Source organism: Plantactinospora sp. B24E8 (assembly GCF_039871735.1).
Classification (GTDB): domain Bacteria; phylum Actinomycetota; class Actinomycetes; order Mycobacteriales; family Micromonosporaceae; genus Plantactinospora.
On sequence record NZ_JBDPMH010000039.1, the window covers coordinates 1 to 16,020 of the forward strand.

General features: G+C 67.7%; 12 protein-coding genes. 8 read left to right on the forward strand and 4 right to left on the reverse strand.

Annotated features, from left to right (window positions below):
• The first annotated feature begins 276 nt into the window (after nucleotides 1–276).
• Entirely contained in the window at nucleotides 277–537 is a 261-nt protein-coding gene (locus tag ABGB21_RS32140; protein ID WP_347681004.1) for a hypothetical protein, read from the forward strand.
• Between the two features lie 511 nt (nucleotides 538–1,048).
• Here the strand turns inward: ABGB21_RS32140 and ABGB21_RS32145 are convergent.
• Complete coding sequence (locus tag ABGB21_RS32145) at nucleotides 1,049–1,342, reverse strand: hypothetical protein (RefSeq protein WP_347658313.1); 294 nt, start codon at nucleotides 1,340–1,342, stop codon at nucleotides 1,049–1,051.
• Between the two features lie 404 nt (nucleotides 1,343–1,746).
• Between ABGB21_RS32145 and ABGB21_RS32150 the strand changes: the two genes are divergently transcribed.
• Both ABGB21_RS32150 and ABGB21_RS32155 read left to right on the forward strand, forming a co-directional pair.
• Nucleotides 1,747–1,995: a hypothetical protein gene (locus tag ABGB21_RS32150; protein ID WP_347681006.1), complete on the forward strand. Its 249-nt coding sequence runs from the start codon at nucleotides 1,747–1,749 to the stop codon at nucleotides 1,993–1,995.
• A 200-nt stretch (nucleotides 1,996–2,195) separates the two neighbouring features.
• The gene (locus ABGB21_RS32155; RefSeq protein WP_347681008.1) at nucleotides 2,196–2,612 is read left to right on the forward strand and encodes a hemerythrin domain-containing protein; all 417 of its coding nucleotides are present in this window, start codon (nucleotides 2,196–2,198) and stop codon (nucleotides 2,610–2,612) included.
• A gap of 39 nt (nucleotides 2,613–2,651) precedes the next feature.
• Here ABGB21_RS32155 and ABGB21_RS32160 read toward each other — a convergent pair whose 3' ends face one another.
• Nucleotides 2,652–2,837, reverse strand: coding sequence for a hypothetical protein (locus ABGB21_RS32160; protein ID WP_347658315.1), 186 nt, complete (start codon nucleotides 2,835–2,837; stop codon nucleotides 2,652–2,654).
• 215 nt (nucleotides 2,838–3,052) lie between these two features.
• Complete coding sequence (locus ABGB21_RS32165; RefSeq protein ID WP_347658316.1) at nucleotides 3,053–3,484, reverse strand: VOC family protein; 432 nt, start codon at nucleotides 3,482–3,484, stop codon at nucleotides 3,053–3,055.
• Between the two features lie 103 nt (nucleotides 3,485–3,587).
• Between ABGB21_RS32165 and ABGB21_RS32170 the strand changes: the two genes are divergently transcribed.
• Together ABGB21_RS32170 and ABGB21_RS32175 are read left to right on the forward strand one after the other, a co-directional pair.
• Nucleotides 3,588–4,451: a helix-turn-helix transcriptional regulator gene (locus ABGB21_RS32170; RefSeq protein WP_347681010.1), complete on the forward strand. Its 864-nt coding sequence runs from the start codon at nucleotides 3,588–3,590 to the stop codon at nucleotides 4,449–4,451.
• Complete coding sequence (locus ABGB21_RS32175; RefSeq protein ID WP_347658318.1) at nucleotides 4,444–4,893, forward strand: hemerythrin domain-containing protein; 450 nt, start codon at nucleotides 4,444–4,446, stop codon at nucleotides 4,891–4,893. Before ABGB21_RS32170 ends, ABGB21_RS32175 begins: the two co-directional genes overlap by 8 nt.
• Before the next feature lie 409 nt (nucleotides 4,894–5,302).
• Here the strand turns inward: ABGB21_RS32175 and ABGB21_RS32180 are convergent, their stop codons facing one another.
• Entirely contained in the window at nucleotides 5,303–6,205 is a 903-nt protein-coding gene (locus ABGB21_RS32180; protein WP_347681012.1) for a TylF/MycF family methyltransferase, read from the reverse strand.
• Nucleotides 6,206–6,789: 584 nt separating this feature from the next.
• Here ABGB21_RS32180 and ABGB21_RS32185 point away from each other — a divergent pair.
• The 3 genes from ABGB21_RS32185 (at nucleotide 6,790) to ABGB21_RS32195 (ending at nucleotide 15,895) form a co-directional block, all read left to right on the forward strand.
• Nucleotides 6,790–7,917, forward strand: a complete 1,128-nt coding sequence (locus ABGB21_RS32185) for a serine/threonine-protein kinase (RefSeq protein ID WP_347681014.1) — start codon at nucleotides 6,790–6,792, stop codon at nucleotides 7,915–7,917.
• A gap of 83 nt (nucleotides 7,918–8,000) precedes the next feature.
• On the forward strand, nucleotides 8,001–10,964 hold the full coding sequence (locus ABGB21_RS32190) for a helicase-related protein (protein WP_347681016.1): 2,964 nt from the start codon (nucleotides 8,001–8,003) through the stop codon (nucleotides 10,962–10,964).
• Nucleotides 10,961–15,895 (forward strand): class I SAM-dependent DNA methyltransferase, encoded by a 4,935-nt coding sequence (locus ABGB21_RS32195; protein WP_347681018.1) that lies wholly within the window; start codon nucleotides 10,961–10,963, stop codon nucleotides 15,893–15,895. The genes ABGB21_RS32190 and ABGB21_RS32195 overlap by 4 nt, the downstream gene beginning before the upstream one ends.
• Nucleotides 15,896–16,020: the final 125 nt, after the last annotated feature.

The following is a 16,020-nucleotide window of genomic DNA, read 5'->3' on the forward strand; positions in this document are numbered from 1 at the left end:
CGCTGGAGTGGTCCACCGAGCTCGGTCCCTATCCCGACGCCCTGCTGGCCGACGATCCGCAGACCGGTCTCGCCGCCCGGGAGACCGTCGAGCTGGCCGTGATCGCAGCGCTCATGTACCTGCCGCCACACCCTCCGGCGGCGCGCTCCGTCGGACCCGAAGGACTGGCGCCGCCCGCAGCTCAGCAGCGAGGACGAAGAGATCCTGCGCCGCTACGCCAACGCGAAGGACCCGGAGACGATCCGGGCACTGCTCGCCGAGGACGTACGGATCACGATGCCGCCCGAGCCGCCGGTCGTCGGGATCGACGCGGCCGCGGAGTTCCTCGGCCGACCGCTCGACTGGCGTACGTTCCCCACCTCGGCCAACGGGCGCCCGGCACTGATCAACTATCTCCGCCGGCCCGGCAGCCCGCACTACGAGGCGTTGGTCGTCGACGTACTCCGGATCGAGAACGGGAAGATCGTAGAAAGCAACGCCTTTATCGGTGCCCGTCACGTCGCCGCCTTCAGCATGCCCGCCACGCTCGAGCCCTAGACGAGTAAGTCTCAAGCTTAAGTGGCCGAGTCTGCGCTGGTAGTGGGCCCGTTGGGCGCGGACTTGGGATGTTCGTCGCAGATCGACCAGTGCAGGGTGTGCGCTGGGGGTAGTGGTGTGGCGAGGACGAAGGCGTTGAGGCGTCGGCGGATCTCGGCGACGGTCAACGCGATGATCGTCGGGGTCGGGCTGCTGCGCGGTGGTGGCGGCGAGGATGGTCAGGACGGCCAGGGCGAGCATGGCCACTCCGCCATCGATGTGACCCCGGTCAGGCTCGGTGCCGGCAAATTGAATCTTGGTATTCCAGGGTGGTCACAACCACGCTGGAATACCAAGATCGCGGCGCCACCCGATGTCCCCAACCCGGGGAGCCTCAGGAGGGCTGGGGGCCGTTTGGGCACGGGGCCCGGGTCGATTCGTCGCGGGAGACCGCCGTCATCGTGAGCTGTGCGATGAGCATCTGGGCCCGGGGCATCCGGAAGAGGGGCGGCCAGGGTCTGGGTGTGCTGGCCTATCCGGGCTCTTCGTCCGCCCGCCGTGCCTGCCTGCGCCACGTGCGCCGCAACTGCCGGGCCGTGGGCGAGTCGGGCCACATCACGACGTACCGCTGGTCGTTGGCACGTTGGACCGCTTCCGCGACACCGGGCCCGCTGATCCAATCCAACACGGCGGGAAGCGTGCTTCGCCAACTCACGCCCACGGGCAGTTGTTCGGGCAGCGGGAAGCGGGGGATGCCGGCGTGCTCGGGAAAGCAGTCCGGGTAGTCGAGGCCACGGCTCGCCGCGATCAACAGGTCGTACTGCATCCGCTCGCCGCCGGGGGTGCGGCGATCTCCATGAACCACTGGGACCGATCGCAGACGATCTCTATTTCCGCGTCACCGGTGAAGACCAACAGCGCCCCGAAGCTGCTTACCGCTTCGCGCGGCGACGAGGTCAGCTGGTAACCGTGCTCCTCCAGCCACCGGACTGTGTCCCGAACGTCCTGTGGGGCATGGCGCCGTAGGAAGCCATGGACAGCAGGGTCGGCCATTGCATCAGGGTAGGCGGCCGGTACCCGTGCCGGCTGGCCGTCGACGGGCGACCTATTCGTTCGTGGTCGATAGGCAACAGGGGTACCGTGCCGGCGTGGACACCATGCCACGCCGCGTCGACCGGGTCGATGTCCGACAGACCGACGACGAGCTCACCCGAGGGCTGGGTTGACGGAATGATCAACGGTGCTGGCGTGGTCGCCATCTGGGCGGTGAGCGCCTGGTCCCTTGTCGGCCGCGTCCTCTCCCTCGAACTCCACGGACAGGCCGCCGCAACCCTCGGCTTTCCGCGCATCACCCAGCTGCACCTTGACGTCGATGACGAGGCGATCCGACGGGCTCGCGCCGCGCTCCTGGAGATTCTGCAGATGGCCTGCTTTGTGGTCGATCCTCCGGAGAACCCCATCGCATCGTCGGCTGCGTGAGGTGGGGCGGGTTCGCTCATTGTTCCAGGGGTGCTCCCTGGTAACCTCGGCCCCAGCGTCGCGTGCCGGTGGCAGGCCGTGTCAGGCATGGAGGCGCCGGACCGAAGAGGATACGACGATGCTTGTCGTCCCTTCGCCCGTCACCTATGCGTGAGGGTGAGCCGACCAGGCTGGTGGCCTGGAGTCGAGAGTTGCGCCGCGTGCACGAGAGGCTTCGCGAGGCGCTGCGTGTCACCCGGCAGGCCGTGGCCGATGGTTCGTCGGCGGAGTCGGCGACCAGGGATCTGTTGCTGTTCTGCCACGGGTTCTGCACGGCGCTGACCGCGCATCACGAGGGTGAGGACCGGGACCTGTTCCCGGCGATCGCCGAGCAGTATCCCGAGCTGCGGGAGACGTTGCGCTACCTGCGGCAGGACCACTCGATGATCGCGCATCTGTTGGGTGGCCTCCAGGCCGCCGTGACCCGGGCCGCCTCGCCGGCGGAGCTGCATCGGCACCTGGAGGGCGTGGCGGCGATCATGGAGTCCCACTTCAGGTACGAGGAACGTCAGCTCCTGACGGTGCTGGAGACCCTGGCGTTGGACGCGGATCCTGACGTGGTGCTGGGACCGCTGTGACCGTCAGACGGGCCGCCGGTGAGGTAGCGCGGACGGCACCTACCTGACGACGTGGAAGTCGGGGTGGGTGAGCCACCCCGACATCGCCTCCGCGTCGAGACAGACGGCATCGTCGACACGAACGCAGCGGCCGGCGTCGCCCAGGTAGCGGAGCAGGTCTCCGGAGGGCAGGTCGGAGAACTCTACGAACACCCAGCTCTGGGGCAGCCCCGGTACCCATGACATCGATCACCTGTGCGCCGAGTGACTTGACGAGTACGGTGGGTGCGGGCTCCCGCCGGCCGGCGAGAGCCCGCACGCGGTGTCGGGGCCGTCGCGGCAACAGTGGCCGGACGATCGCCCGGGTTGAACACCATCGCTGACATCTCCGGCGTCCCGGATCGCAGGCCGGAGCGTGCGTACGCGTTGTGGTTTCTCAGCGAGGTGGGGCGCCAGAACGATCAGTCGCGTAAACCAGCGGGCCAGGTGCCAGGCTCAGCGAGTTCAATGATGTTGCCGAGATTGTCGGTGATGAACGCGATGCGCTGACCGATTTCTGTCACCTCCATGGGGCCACCGATCAGCCTTACGTCGAGGTCGCGCAGCTGGGAGACGGTCGCGTCAAGATCTTCGACGGCGATGCAGAAGTGGTGCAGGCGCGACGGGTCCATGCTCGTCAGGACGTCGTCGGTCGGCGCCTGACGGTTTGATGCGCCGGCGAGGAGCTCGATCTTGACGTCACCGCTGACGATGTATACGAACGTCGTGCCGTGGGAGTCGAACCGCTGGTCGACGGTGAAGCCGAGCTTGCTCGAGTACCACTCGACGGTGGTGTCGAGGTCGTCGGAAGTCACGCTTATGCCGATATGGTCGTGGGAGAAAGAAATACTCACGCCACCGAGGTTTGCCGGCGGTCGAGGCCGTAACCAGAGACGGGTCGACGGTAGGAACTCGGGTACCACCCTTGACTGGGGGTCAGGAGCGAGAATCAACGGTATGACCACGAACGAGACGACGCTGGGTGCGACGTTGCGCGCCTGGCGCGACCGTCTCTCTCCAGCAGCAGCAGGGCTGCCGAGTGGGCGCGCGCGCCGAGCGAAGGGACTGCGTCGGGAGGAACTTGCGGAGCTCGCCGGGATCTCGGTCGACTACGCCGTACGTCTGGAGCAGGGGCGATCCACCACCCCATCGGCGCAGGTGGTCGCCGCACTCGCACGCGCCCTGCAGCTCACGGATTCCGAACGAGATCATCTCTATCGGCTGGCCGGTCTTGTCCCTCCGTCCCACGCGGAGATCTCCGACCACATCCCGCCAGGTCTTCGCCGCCTCCTCAACCGACTGGATGACACCGCCGCTGCGGTCTTCGCCGCCGACTGGCAGATGATCTGGTGGAACCGCGGCTGGGCGGCGCTCCTGGGCGACCCGTCGTCGACGCCGCCGCACCGTCGCAACTTCGCTCGCGACACCTTCTCGACCGACGGTGAGGGCCCACGCCTGTCGTGCTGGCCGGTGACCTCGTTCGCCCAGGACACGGTTGAGTCCGCCGTTGTGTCCGACCTGCGCCGTGCGACGGGACGCTTTCCGGGTAGCAACCGGTTGACCGACCTGATCCAGCTACTCACCACGGGTAACGAACGCTTTGCCGAGTTGTGGGCCTCCGGCGCGGTCGGTGCGCATCGCGAGGACCAGAAGATCGTCCAACACCCCGTGGCCGGCCCGATCGTGGTGGATTGCGACGTGATCACCGACGGCGACGCGGAAAGGAAGATCGTCATCCTGACAGCGGACCCGGACACCGAAGACGAGACCAAATTCCGACTGGCGCTCCTGTCAGGGGTCCCCGACCCCGCTCGTGGCTGAGGCGACCGACTCAGAGCTCGCGCAGGACCGCCCAACCCACCAACCGGTACGGCGGTGCTCGCCGATTGCTCCAGCCGATGGTGCGCCGGCGGAGTCGGCGACCAGAGATCTGTTGCTGTTCTGCCACGGGTTCTGCACCGCGCTGACCGCACACCACGAGGGCGAGGACCGGGACCTGTTCCCGGCGATCGCCGAGCAGTACCCCGAGTTGCGGGAGACGTTGCGCCGCCTGCGGCAGGACCACTCGATGATCGCGCATCTGTTGGGCGGCCTCCAGGCCGCCGTGACCCGGGCCGCCTCGCCGGCCGAGCTGCATCGGCACCTGGAGGGCGTGGCGGCGATCATGGAGTCCCACTTCAGGTACGAGGAACGTCAGCTCCTGACGGTGCTGGAGACCCTGGCGTTGGACGCGGATCCTGACGTGGTGCTGGGACCGCTGTGACGGTGGCTGGCACCGCCCTCGCCGCGACCACAACCGGGTGAAGAGCAGCCCGGTCGAAACGCCATTCCACGGATATTCGAGCTTGGCGACAGGCGGCTGGACTCAACCGAGGAGTTCGCCAAGCTGATCGCCGTCGCTGGCGGTGGCCCGGGTGCCCCGGCGGAGCTGGACTTCCTCGCCGACATCGCAGAGGCGACGACCGCCCGTACGCGGTGAGCCGTACCGTCTGGGTGCTGCCCGCCGGGGCCCGTGTCGGCCGCGTCCGCTGCCTCGAACGTGGCAGGCAGGCTGCCGCGAAGCTCGGCTCGCGACAGTCACCTGCACCGTGACCTGGGCGGCGGGGCGTTCCGACGGGCCCGCGGCGGACTCCTGGAGACGCTGCGAACGCACGCCTGGGCCGTTGCTCAGGTTACGACTGCTTGCGCCAGAACACGCCAGCGGTGTCAATCGACACGATCGTGTCGGTGATCGCGTTTGCCTCACGGTAGTCGCTGATCGCCTGTCGACAGGCGGCATGTGTCAAGTAGTCGTCGACGACGCAGAAGCCACCGGGCGAGAGCTTCGGGTACAGGGCCGAGATGGCGTCCATCGTCGACCCGTACATGTCGCCGTCAAGCCGCAGGACCGCGAGCCGGTCGATGGGGGCCTTGGGTAGCGTGTCCTTGAACCAGCCCACGAGAAACCGAACCTGATCGTCCAACAGGCCGTAACGCCGGAAGTTGTCACGTACCTGCTCCACACCGATCCGCAGTGCGTCCTCGCGGTAGTGCACGTCGCCGGCATCGGCAGGGTGCTGATTCGGCTTCGCCGGGGGCAGCCCCTGAAACGAGTCGGCGGCGAACACCCTGCGGGTGGTGTCACCGTACGCCTTGAGTACTGCTCGCATGTAGATGACGGCCCCGCCCCGCCACACGCCGGTTTCGATGAGATCACCGGGAACGCCTTCTCGAATCGCCGTCTCGATGCAGAAGCGGATGTTGTCCATTCGCTTGATGCCGATCATCGACTCGGCTCGAGCTGGCCAGTCCAGGCCGCCCTCGCGCTTGGTGGGGTCGTACGGCCGCTTGAGGACAACCTCGATTCCAGCCCTCCTCAGCGCCGCGGCAATCCTGTGGGCGGCAGGCCGTGCCAGGCCTGTCGAGCATGATGTATTGATCCCCGGGATCACATCCGAGTCCTCTGACAGGGTGCCGGTGAGTGTGTCGCGGATGAGGTTGAGGTAGAGATCCCTCGCGTTTCGCAAGCTCTCGCTGTCTTCGAGGTCGAGTGTGGTTCCCGTTGCCGAGCGGGGCCGGATCGTTGCTGGCTCCATATTTCTACGCCTTCCCGATATCGTGAAAAGATTTAAGGTCCGCCGTGCTGCGGAAAGCGGCAAAGGTACTGTAACGCAGGATTTTGCCGGACAACCTCCGAAGTGCAAGCTCCTGTCAGGAGCATCCGTACGCGATCAGATACGGCTCGTGCCGCCTGTCGGGGTTCGCTGCCGACCGGGAGGGCTCGGCGAACCTGCGTTCGTGCGGAAACCGTCGGCGAATCCTGGCGGTTTCCGCCCCGCCGAAGCTGCGACAGCGGATAGCGAGTAGAGCGGGGAAACCCGTCCGGTGTTCACCAATGGGCGCGTCATCTCATGAAGAAGGCCGGCTTCGATTGCCCGATCCAATCGGGACGCCCGCCGGTACGGCGGAGCCGGGGCGCCTGCTTGCCGGCGCTGGGGCGTTGGCAGGAGGCGATCAGCCCATCCGGCCGGGACGGTTCGGCGGTACGTCGGCTCCGTCCGGACCGGCACAGTCCGACCCTAAGGCGGATTCAGCGGACTCCACCGTCGATGTGATGACGGGTAATGTGCTCAGGGTCATCGGTGGGGGAGGCGATCAGGCTGTGGTGACGCTGCCGTCGATGCGGAGGCTCGGCGACTACCGACTCGTCAGCTCACTCGGCCACGGCGGGATGGGTGACGTCTACTTCGGAGTGTCCTCGACCGCGGACCGGGTGGCGGTCAAGGTCATCCGTCCACATCTGCTCGACAACCCGACGGCCCGACAGCGCTTCGCGGCCGAGGTGGAGAGCCTGCGACTCGTCTGGGGCTCCCGGGTGGCCCGGCTGGAGGACGCCGATCCGCTCGGCGATCCGGCCTGGCTCGCGGTCGAGTACGTCCCCGGTCTGACCCTGGCCCAGTACGTCGAACGGCGTGGCCCGCTGCCGCCGGCGGTGGTGGCGATGCTCGGGGCGATGCTCGTCGACGGCCTGGACCGGGTGCACCAGGCCGGGCTGCTGCACCGGGATCTGAAGCCCAGCAACATCATCCTCGGCGGCGACGGGCCGGTGCTGATCGACTTCGGCCTGGCGGTGATCGCCGACCGGGACGACTATCTGACGGTTCCGGGCGGGGTGGTCGGCACCCCCGACTACATGGCTCCGGAACGGGTTCGGGGTGAACCGGACGCCGGTCCGGAGTCGGATGTCTACGGCCTCGGCGCGACCCTGGTCTTCGCGCTGACCGGGCACCGGCTCTATCCGCAGGCGAAGACCCTGCCGGCGCTGCTGTTCCAGATCGCCGACCCGGCGGTGCTGCCGGAGATGTCGGGGGTGCCGGCCGAGGTGGCGCCGGTGCTCGGCGCGATGCTGGCGTACGACCCGTCGGCCCGGCCCGGTCTGCCGGCGGTACGGGAACGGCTGTTGGCGGTGGCGACCGCCGACGGCGCCCCGGCCGCCGACGTACGACAGCGGTTGACCGCGCTGACCTTCGACGGCAGTGGCGAACCCGTGGTGCCGCCGGTGCTGGACGATCCGCTTCGGGATCCCGAGGAGGTCGACCGGGGCGGGGGCAGCACCGACGAGGACCCGGCCGTCACCCCACCGGACCCCGCCCAGGACACGGACCCGGATCTCGATGATCGGGCGCCGGCATCCGACCAGCAGCGGGTGACGGAGCCGGGACACGGTTCCCCGGAGACCGCAGCACCGGACGTCGGCTGGCTGATCGACCAGTTGCGTCGCCAGTACGCCCGCCGCGCCACCCTCTGACGATCCCCACAACCACCCCATACCCCCGGCACCACCGCAGGACAACTGAACATCCCCCTCGCCGCGAAGGACGCCCCCCACCCATGACTCCTCCGCCTCTCTCCACCGTTCCCACCGCCGGTGCGACGGCCCGGCACGCCGACCCGGCCGACCCGCAATCCGACCCGTCGGCCGGCGACCCTGACCCGACGGCCGCCGAGGTGCCCACCGGCGCACTGTTCGCGCCCGGGCAACGCATCGTGGTCCGGGACGAGGAGTGGCTGGTCCGGACGGCAAAACCGGTCCACGGCAAAGCGATGATGGTGAAGGCGGTCGGGGTTTCCGAGCTGGTCCAGGACGTCGAGGCGACGTTCTTCACCAACCTGGAGCCGGTCCGGACGATGCGGCCGGAGGAGACGGTCCTGGTGCAGGACACCTCCGCCCGGTTCCGGCAGAGCCGGCTGTTCCTGGAGGCGGTGCTGCGGCGTACTCCGTTGCCGCAGTCGGAGCGCGGCCTGGCGCTGGCGGACCGGTTCCTGCTGGATCCGCTCACCTACCAGCTCCGGCCGGCGGAGCTGGCGCTCTCCGGGCTGCGGCCCCGGATCCTGCTCGCCGACGTGGTCGGGCTCGGTAAGACGCTGGAGATCGGGCTGATCCTGGCCGAGCTGATCCGGCGGGGCCGGGGCGACCGGATCCTGGTCGTCTCTCCGCAGCAGGTGTTGGAGCAGTTCCAGCGGGAGCTGTGGACCCGGTTCGCGATTCCGCTGGTCCGGCTCGACTCGACCGGCATCCAGCGGATCCAGCAGGAGATCCCGGCGGGGCGGAACCCGTTCACCTACTTCCGGCGGGCGATCATCTCGGTCGACACCCTCAAGGACGCCGGCCAGTTCGGCCACCATCTCGACGCGATCGAGTGGGACGTGGTGGTGATCGACGAGTCGCACAACCTGATCAACCGGGGGACGCAGCGCAACGAGCTGGCCCGCCGGCTGGCCGCCCGGAGTGACGCGTTGCTGCTGGCCAGCGCCACCCCGCACAACGGCGACCGGCGGTCGTTCGCGGAGCTGATCTCGTTGCTCGACCCGACCGCGATCACCGACCCGGACAACTACTCGGCGGACGACATCAACCACCTCTACCTGCGCCGGACCAAAATCAGCCCGGAGGTACGGGACCAGATCGGCAACCGCTGGGCGGACCGGGGCCCGTCGCGGGCACTGCACTGCGCGGCCAGCGCCGCCGAGGAGCGGATCTTCGCCGAGCTGACCGACGTGTGGCTCGCCGGGCAGTGGAGTGACCATCCGGTACGCGGTCAGGACCGGCTGTTTCCGTACACCCTGCTGAAGTCGTTTCTTTCCTCGCACCGGGCGCTGGCGGCGACGGTGAAGGCGCGGATGGACAAGGCCACCGGGCGGGAGCGCGAGGCGCTGGAGGAGCTCGCGGAGCTGACCTCGGCGATGACCGACGACGAGTCGAGCAAGCTCGACCGGCTGGTCCGGGAGCTGCGGGACGAGATCGGCGTCCGGCCCGGCAGCCCGGTCCGGGCGGTGGTCTTCTCCGAGCGGGTGCAGACCCTCAAGTGGCTGGCCGAGGTGGTGCCGGCCCGGCTCGGGCTGCGCCCCTCGGCGGTACGGGTCCTGCACGGCACCCTGCCGGACGCCGAGGAGCAGCAGGTGTTGCAGGAGTTCGAGTTGGCGGGCAGCGAGGTACGGCTGCTCTTCACCGGCGACGTGGCCTCGGAGGGGGTGAACCTGCACCAGCAGTGCCACCACCTGATCCACTACGACATCCCGTGGAGTCTGATCCGGATCGAGCAGCGCAACGGCCGGATCGACCGGTACGGCCAGCGGCACGAGCCGCAGTTCCGGGCGCTGATCCTCACCTCGTCGGTGCCGAACGCCAAGGACGACCGGATGGTGGCGGAGAAGCTGGTGGCCCGGGAGGAGGCGGCGCACCGCAGCCTCGGCAGCGTCTCGGCGGCGATCGGCCTCTACGACGCGAAGGTGGAGGAGGACCGGCTGGTCCGGGACCTGATGGACGGCAAGACGGTGGAGCGCAGCTATCCCGACGAGCCGGCCGAGGACGATCCGCTCGCCGCCCTGATGGCCGGGGTGGGGGAGACCCCGATCGCGGTCGAGCCGCAGCGGGTGGAGGTGCCGAAGCTTTTCGCCTCGACCAGCGACTTTGTCGACACCGCCCTGGCCGAGCTCTACGACGACCGGCCGGAGGACCGGATCGGGCTGCGCCGGGAGGACGAGCTGATGTCGTTGCTCGCCCCGGCCGACCTGGTGCACCGACTCTCCGACCTGCCAAGGTCATATTTGCGGGCGCATGCCGAGGGTGACGAGCTGCGGTTGAAGATGACGTTCGACCGGCGGCTCGCCCAGCGCAAGCTGGACGAGGCCCGAAGCGCGGAGCAGCCGGTCTGGCCGGAGATCGCGTTCCTCAGCGACGTACACCCGATGGTGGAGTGGCTGGTCGACAAGGTGTTGGCCCGGCTCGGCCGGCAGCAGGCGCTGGTGTTGACCGCCGAGGTCGACGAGCCGACCTTCCTGGTGCAGGGCGTCTACTGCAACCGGCTCGGCCAGCCGACGGTGGTGGAGTGGATGGCGGTGACCGGGCTGCCGGCCGTACCCCGGGTCGGGCCGATGGTGGCGGCGCTGGCCGCGGCCGGGGTCGGCCCGGAGTTGGCGAACCCGGGCCGGCCGGTGCCGTTGGACGGGCTGCGGGCGTTGGTGCCGGCGGCGATCGAGGCGGCCCGGGCCGATCTGGCGGCCCGGCGGGCCGAGTGGGACGCCCAGATCGCCGCCCCGCTGCGTGAGCACCGGCAGAAGGTGGAGCGGTTCGCGCAGGCGAGCCTGCTCGACGAGCTGCCGGCGGCGCAGCGGGAGCGCCGGCGTCAGCGGGTGCACCGGACGGTACGGGAGCAGACCGACCTGGTGACCCGCCTGGAGACCGCCGGTGATCCGCTGTTGCGGCTGCTCGGCGTACTGGTGAATCCGGCGGCGGCGGCGGCGGACCACACGCCGGCGATCGGGGCTGGCAGTGGAGCGGAGGCGGGGGCATGAGTTTCGAGTCGTTGACCAACCGGGGCGAGTACCTTTCCGCGCACTACCTCGCCGAGGTGCTGCCGACCACCCTCAAGGGTGGGCTGGCCAAGAAGTGGGCGGAGGAGGAGCGCGGCGGCCGGCTGACTCCCCGGGCCGCGCTGCGTGGCTTCCGCCGCGACTACTTCGACCGGAAGACCGAGCTGGCCGACCGGGAGCTGTTCGACCCGGAGCGGCTGCGCAAGGTGCACGTCGAGCTGTTGAAGGTGCTCGGCTTCGGCGACCCGGAGTCGGGGACGGGGCCGGGGCCGGGGCCGGAACCGAGGACGATCACGGTCGAGCGGGCCGGGCAGGAGCAGCAGATCCGGGTGGCGTACGCCGAGCCGGGCAGCGGCGGCACCGGGCACGGCATCGTCGCGATCGAGTGCGGCTGGGCGGTGGACACCGACGCCGCCCAGGATCCGACCGAGGCGGGCCGGCTGCTGGACCCGGTCGAGTTGGCCGGCGGGGAGCGGATCGAGACCGGGGCGAAGCTCGCCTCGTGGCTTTTCGCCGCCGAGGACCCACCCCGGTATGTCCTGATCCTCGGCGGCGGTGTGGTCACCCTCGCCGACCGCAGTGTCTGGGGTGAGGGGCGCTATCTGGCGGTCAGCCTCGACGTGCTCTACGGCCGCAACGACGAGCGGGAGTACGACGTCGTCGCCGCACTGTTCGGGGCGGATTCGCTGCGCCCGCCGGCCGAGGGCGGCAGTGAGCCGCTGGCGGACCTGGTCGCCGGTTCCCGGCAGCACGCGGTCGGGGTCAGCGGCGAGTTGCGGGAGGGGCTGCGTACCTCGGTCGAGTTGATCGCGAACGAGGTGCTGGACCGGATCCGCCAGGCCGGCTACCGGCCGGAGGAGGTCGCCGACCTGGACGAGCTGGCCCGCGACCTGGGCCGGGAGGCGCTGCGCTACCTGTACCGGATTCTCTTCCTGCTCTACGCCGAGGCCCGGCCGGAGCTGGGGGTGTTGCCGACGAAGGATCCGGAATACCTGGAGGGCTACAGCATGGCCCGGCTCGGTGACCTGGTCGCCCGCCGGCTGCCGCCGTCGGCGAAGGACGGCTTCCACCTCTACGAGTCGCTGGACCTGCTGTTCCGGATGGTCAACAACGGGCACCCGACGCAGGAGGAGACCGACGAGGGGGAGACGCTCAGCGCGGGCGAGGGGCTGCGGTTCGAGCCGCTGCGTTCCGACCTGTTCCTGCCGGAGGCGATCACCCTGATCGGCGAGCGGATCCCGCAGCCGGACTGCGACGACGACGTCAACGGCCCGAAGCTCGACACCCGGCTGCGCAACGAGACTCTCTACGAGGTGCTGCGCCGCCTGATGATCACCAAGGGTGGGCGGCGGCGACGCGGCGGCTTCATCTCGTACGCCCAGCTCGGGATCAACCAGCTCGGCGCGGTCTACGAGGGGCTGATGTCGTACACCGGGTTTGTCGCCACCGAACGGCTCTTCGAGGTGGCGAAGCACGGCGACCCGAAGGACGGCTCGTGGATGATCCCCGAGTCCAAGGTGGACGACTACGACGACGACGTCTTTGTGCTCAAGGAGCACCCGGTCACCGGGCACAAGAGCCGGATCCCGTACGAACCGGGGCAGTTCGTCTACCGGCTCGCCGGCCGGGACCGGCAGACCAGCGCCTCTTACTACACCCCGCAGTCGCTGACCGAGGTCACCGTCCAGCTCGCCCTCAAGTACCGGATCGAGGAGGCCGGCGACGGCCTGCGGGCCCGGGACCTGCTCGACTGGACGATCTGCGAGCCGGCGCTCGGCTCCGGCGCCTTCCTCAACGAGGCGATCAACCAGGTCGCCGCCGAGTATCTGCGCCGCCGCCAGGAGGAGCTGGGGGTCGCCCTCGAACCCGAGGACTACCACCTGGAACTCCAGCGGGTGAAGGCGTACATCGCGCTGCACAACTGCTACGGCGTCGACCTGAACCGGACCGCGGTCGAGCTGGCCGAGGTGTCGCTCTGGCTGAACGTGATGCACGCCGGGCTGCGGGCACCCTGGTTCGGCCTGCACCTCAAGCGTGGCAACTCGCTGATCGGCGGCGGCCGGCGGCTCTACCGGCCGGAACAGCTCACCGACAAGTCGTGGCTGACCACCGCACCCGAGGACCGGCCGTTCCGGGACGGCGACATCACGCCGGGCACCGTCCACCACTTCCTGCTCCCGGCCGACGGCTGGGGCGCGGTCGCCGCCGAGAAGGAGGCCCGCGAGCTGGCGCCGATCGAGGCCGACAAGCTCAAAAAATGGCGTACGGCGATCAAGCGCGCGCCGTCGGCGAAAGGTTCCCGGAAGCAGCCGTCGCAGGTGGCCCGCCTCCAGGCGCTCGCCGGCCGGGTCGAGTTCCTGTGGAAACTGGTACGACTCCGGCTGGAGATCTCGGAGCGGGAGATCCGTCGGGACATCCCGGTCTGGGAGCCGGAATCGCCGCTGCCGCCGGCCGACGGGGCGGTGCCGAGAGAGAAGATCCTCGCCGACCTGACGGCGACCGGCACACCGTACTGGCGGTTGAAGACCGTGATGGACGTCTGGTGCGCGCTGTGGTTCTGGCCGCTGGACGCCGCCGAGCTGCTGGACGGCTCTTCGGACGCGTACCCGGCCGAGCCGGTCGAGGTCACCCACGTCCGGGAGGTGCCGGCGTACGACGACCCGGTGTCGTACCAGAAGCAGGACCTGTTCGGGGGTGTCGAGTCGGTCCAGTTGGCGATGCCGGTCAAGCCGACCGCGACCCGGAAGGTGAGCTTCGCCGAGCAGCTCCGCCGCCCGGTGCCGTTGGCAAACCTGGACGACTGGCTCACCTTCGCCGAGGCCCTGCTGGGCCGGGCCGACCTTCCGGCCGAATCACTCTTCTCCCAGCTCACCACCCTCGCCGAGATGACCGAGTACGAGGGCAGGCTGGAGGGCCTGATGGGGATGGAAAATCCCCTCCGGTTCGAGGAACGCTTCCCCTGGCTACACACCGCCACCCGGATCGCCGAGGAGCAGGGCTTCTTCCACTGGGAACTGACCTTCGCCCAGGCGTTCGGCAGGGGCGGCTTCGACCTCCAGGTCGGCAACCCACCCTGGGTACGGCCGTCCTGGCAGGAAGACCTTGTGCTTGCGGAGCAGGAGCCCTGGTTTAAATTGGTTGATAAGCGCGGAGAAAGCGTTCGAAAGCTAAAAAAATCTTCGGTGTTGAAACTTGCGCGTTCTGCTTATCTAGGTGACCTTGCCGTCGTTTCTGGAATAGCCGAGTTTGTGGGGTCGGGGACCAACTACCCTCTTCTGGCTGGTACTCGTCCCAACCTTTATCGCGGCTTCATGTGTAGAATGTGGGATCACTTGCGCCCGGGAGGGACAGCGGGCGCGGTCCATCCTGACACGCATTTCAATGGACTGCGCGAAGCCTCGCTTCGGTACGCTGCTTACTGCCATCTTCGGCTTCACGCGGGCTTTGTCAACGTTGGCAACTGGGCCTTCGCTGACGCGAGTAGGACGATGGACTTCGGCATCCATGTATACGGCGGAGCAAGGGAGCCAAATTTTCTTCACCTAAGCCAACTTTACACTGCAAGTGTATTAGCCGCCTCGTTGGAGCATGGCGGCGAGGGAGACATTCCTGGGCAGAAGTTCCGTGACTCTTGGGATAGGAGGCCGCATCGGGCTCGAATTATTCGCGTCAACTCCGAGGTGCTCCGAAACTGGCGGATGGTTCAGGGTGATGTTGTAAAGGATGCCTACGGCGGGGCTTTGTTGGCACCGATAACAGCCCGCGAGCAACAGGCGATTGCTGCGATCTCTAAATATCCCTGGCGTATGAAGGACCAGCATCCGGTATTTAGTCTCGGATTCGATGAAGGTCAGGCCAAGCGCAACGGCCTTATTGCTCATTGGGCCGGGCGTCCCGACGACCTCAACGAGGTTATCCTGCAGGGGACGCATCTTGCTGTGGCAAATCCGTACGCTAAGCAGCCTACCGAACAGGCGGGTCGTGGCAACGGTTGGGATCCCTTCAGCCTGACTGAACTTTCCTCGAGTGCGATCGCCAAAACCTCCTACGTCAGGTCTTGCGATCGGCAGGTGTTTGATGATTCCCAGGATATCTGGGATGGGCGGCGGTATAGCGAATACTTCCGTCTGGCGTGGCGCCGCATGGTAGCTTTCAATACGGAAAGATCGTTGTTCGCTGCCCTTATCCCTCCTGGGCCGACTCATGTGGATGCAGTAAATTCGTTGCGCCTCGCGGATAACCGGTCCACCGCGCTCGCTGCTGGCGCTTGGGCTTCCCTGCCATTCGACTATCTACTTCGTATATTGGGACGAGCTGACCTCCGGTCTGCTGAGGCCAAAGGGATGCCGGCGGTCATGGCTAATCATCCCCTCGAGAACGCCCTTCTTATCCGGTGTCTCAGGCTCAACTGCTTAACCGAACATTATTCACCAATCTGGAGCGAACTAGTCAGCAGTTCTTGGCGAACATCTGAGGATTGGGCGCTTGGATGGCCTGGTCTGACTGGCCTTGCTGAGGTTGACTCTACCTGGAGTTGGAAGAGCCCTCTGCGAACGGAGTTTGAGCGACGCGCTGCTCTCGTTGAAATTGACGCGCTGGTCGCAGTTTGGTTGTCGATCGGGATCGAGGAACTGCTCGCCATGCTGCGATCGAGATACCCCATTCTTACCGGGAGGGAGTCGAATATGTGGTTCGATGCGAATGGGCGTAGGGTCGCCGCCGACCCTTATGCCTTCGGGTTTGGTCAGACTAAAGATCACTATGAACAGTTGATGGCTCATCTGAATGATGGCCGGAATCCGGTGCCGGCGGGGTATTCGGCTCCCTTTTACAAAGCAGACCGGGAGGGCGAGTACCGACAGGCGCACGCGGAGTTTAGTCGACGACTCGCCGAACAGTTGCGGACGATGTGAGCTCTCGCGCCGTCGATAAGCGAGTCCACTCGCGCAAAGCGACAGCACCATCTCAAGAGGCTTGTGGATTGAATTGTTTACCCGCTCTGCCGGAGTTGTCTCTCCGTGTGCGGGAATACGCAGAA

Coding starts and splice junctions, on each gene's coding strand:
- ABGB21_RS32140 (WP_347681004.1), top strand. CDS start 277: ATGCCGCCCGAGCCGCCGGTCGTCGGGATCGACGCGGCCGCGGAGTTC.
- ABGB21_RS32145 (WP_347658313.1), bottom strand. CDS start 1,342: ATGCAGTACGACCTGTTGATCGCGGCGAGCCGTGGCCTCGACTACCCG.
- ABGB21_RS32150 (WP_347681006.1), top strand. CDS start 1,747: ATGATCAACGGTGCTGGCGTGGTCGCCATCTGGGCGGTGAGCGCCTGG.
- ABGB21_RS32160 (WP_347658315.1), bottom strand. CDS start 2,837: ATGTCATGGGTACCGGGGCTGCCCCAGAGCTGGGTGTTCGTAGAGTTC.
- ABGB21_RS32170 (WP_347681010.1), top strand. CDS start 3,588: ATGACCACGAACGAGACGACGCTGGGTGCGACGTTGCGCGCCTGGCGC.
- ABGB21_RS32180 (WP_347681012.1), bottom strand. CDS start 6,205: ATGGAGCCAGCAACGATCCGGCCCCGCTCGGCAACGGGAACCACACTC.
- ABGB21_RS32185 (WP_347681014.1), top strand. CDS start 6,790: ATGCGGAGGCTCGGCGACTACCGACTCGTCAGCTCACTCGGCCACGGC.
- ABGB21_RS32190 (WP_347681016.1), top strand. CDS start 8,001: ATGACTCCTCCGCCTCTCTCCACCGTTCCCACCGCCGGTGCGACGGCC.
- ABGB21_RS32195 (WP_347681018.1), top strand. CDS start 10,961: ATGAGTTTCGAGTCGTTGACCAACCGGGGCGAGTACCTTTCCGCGCAC.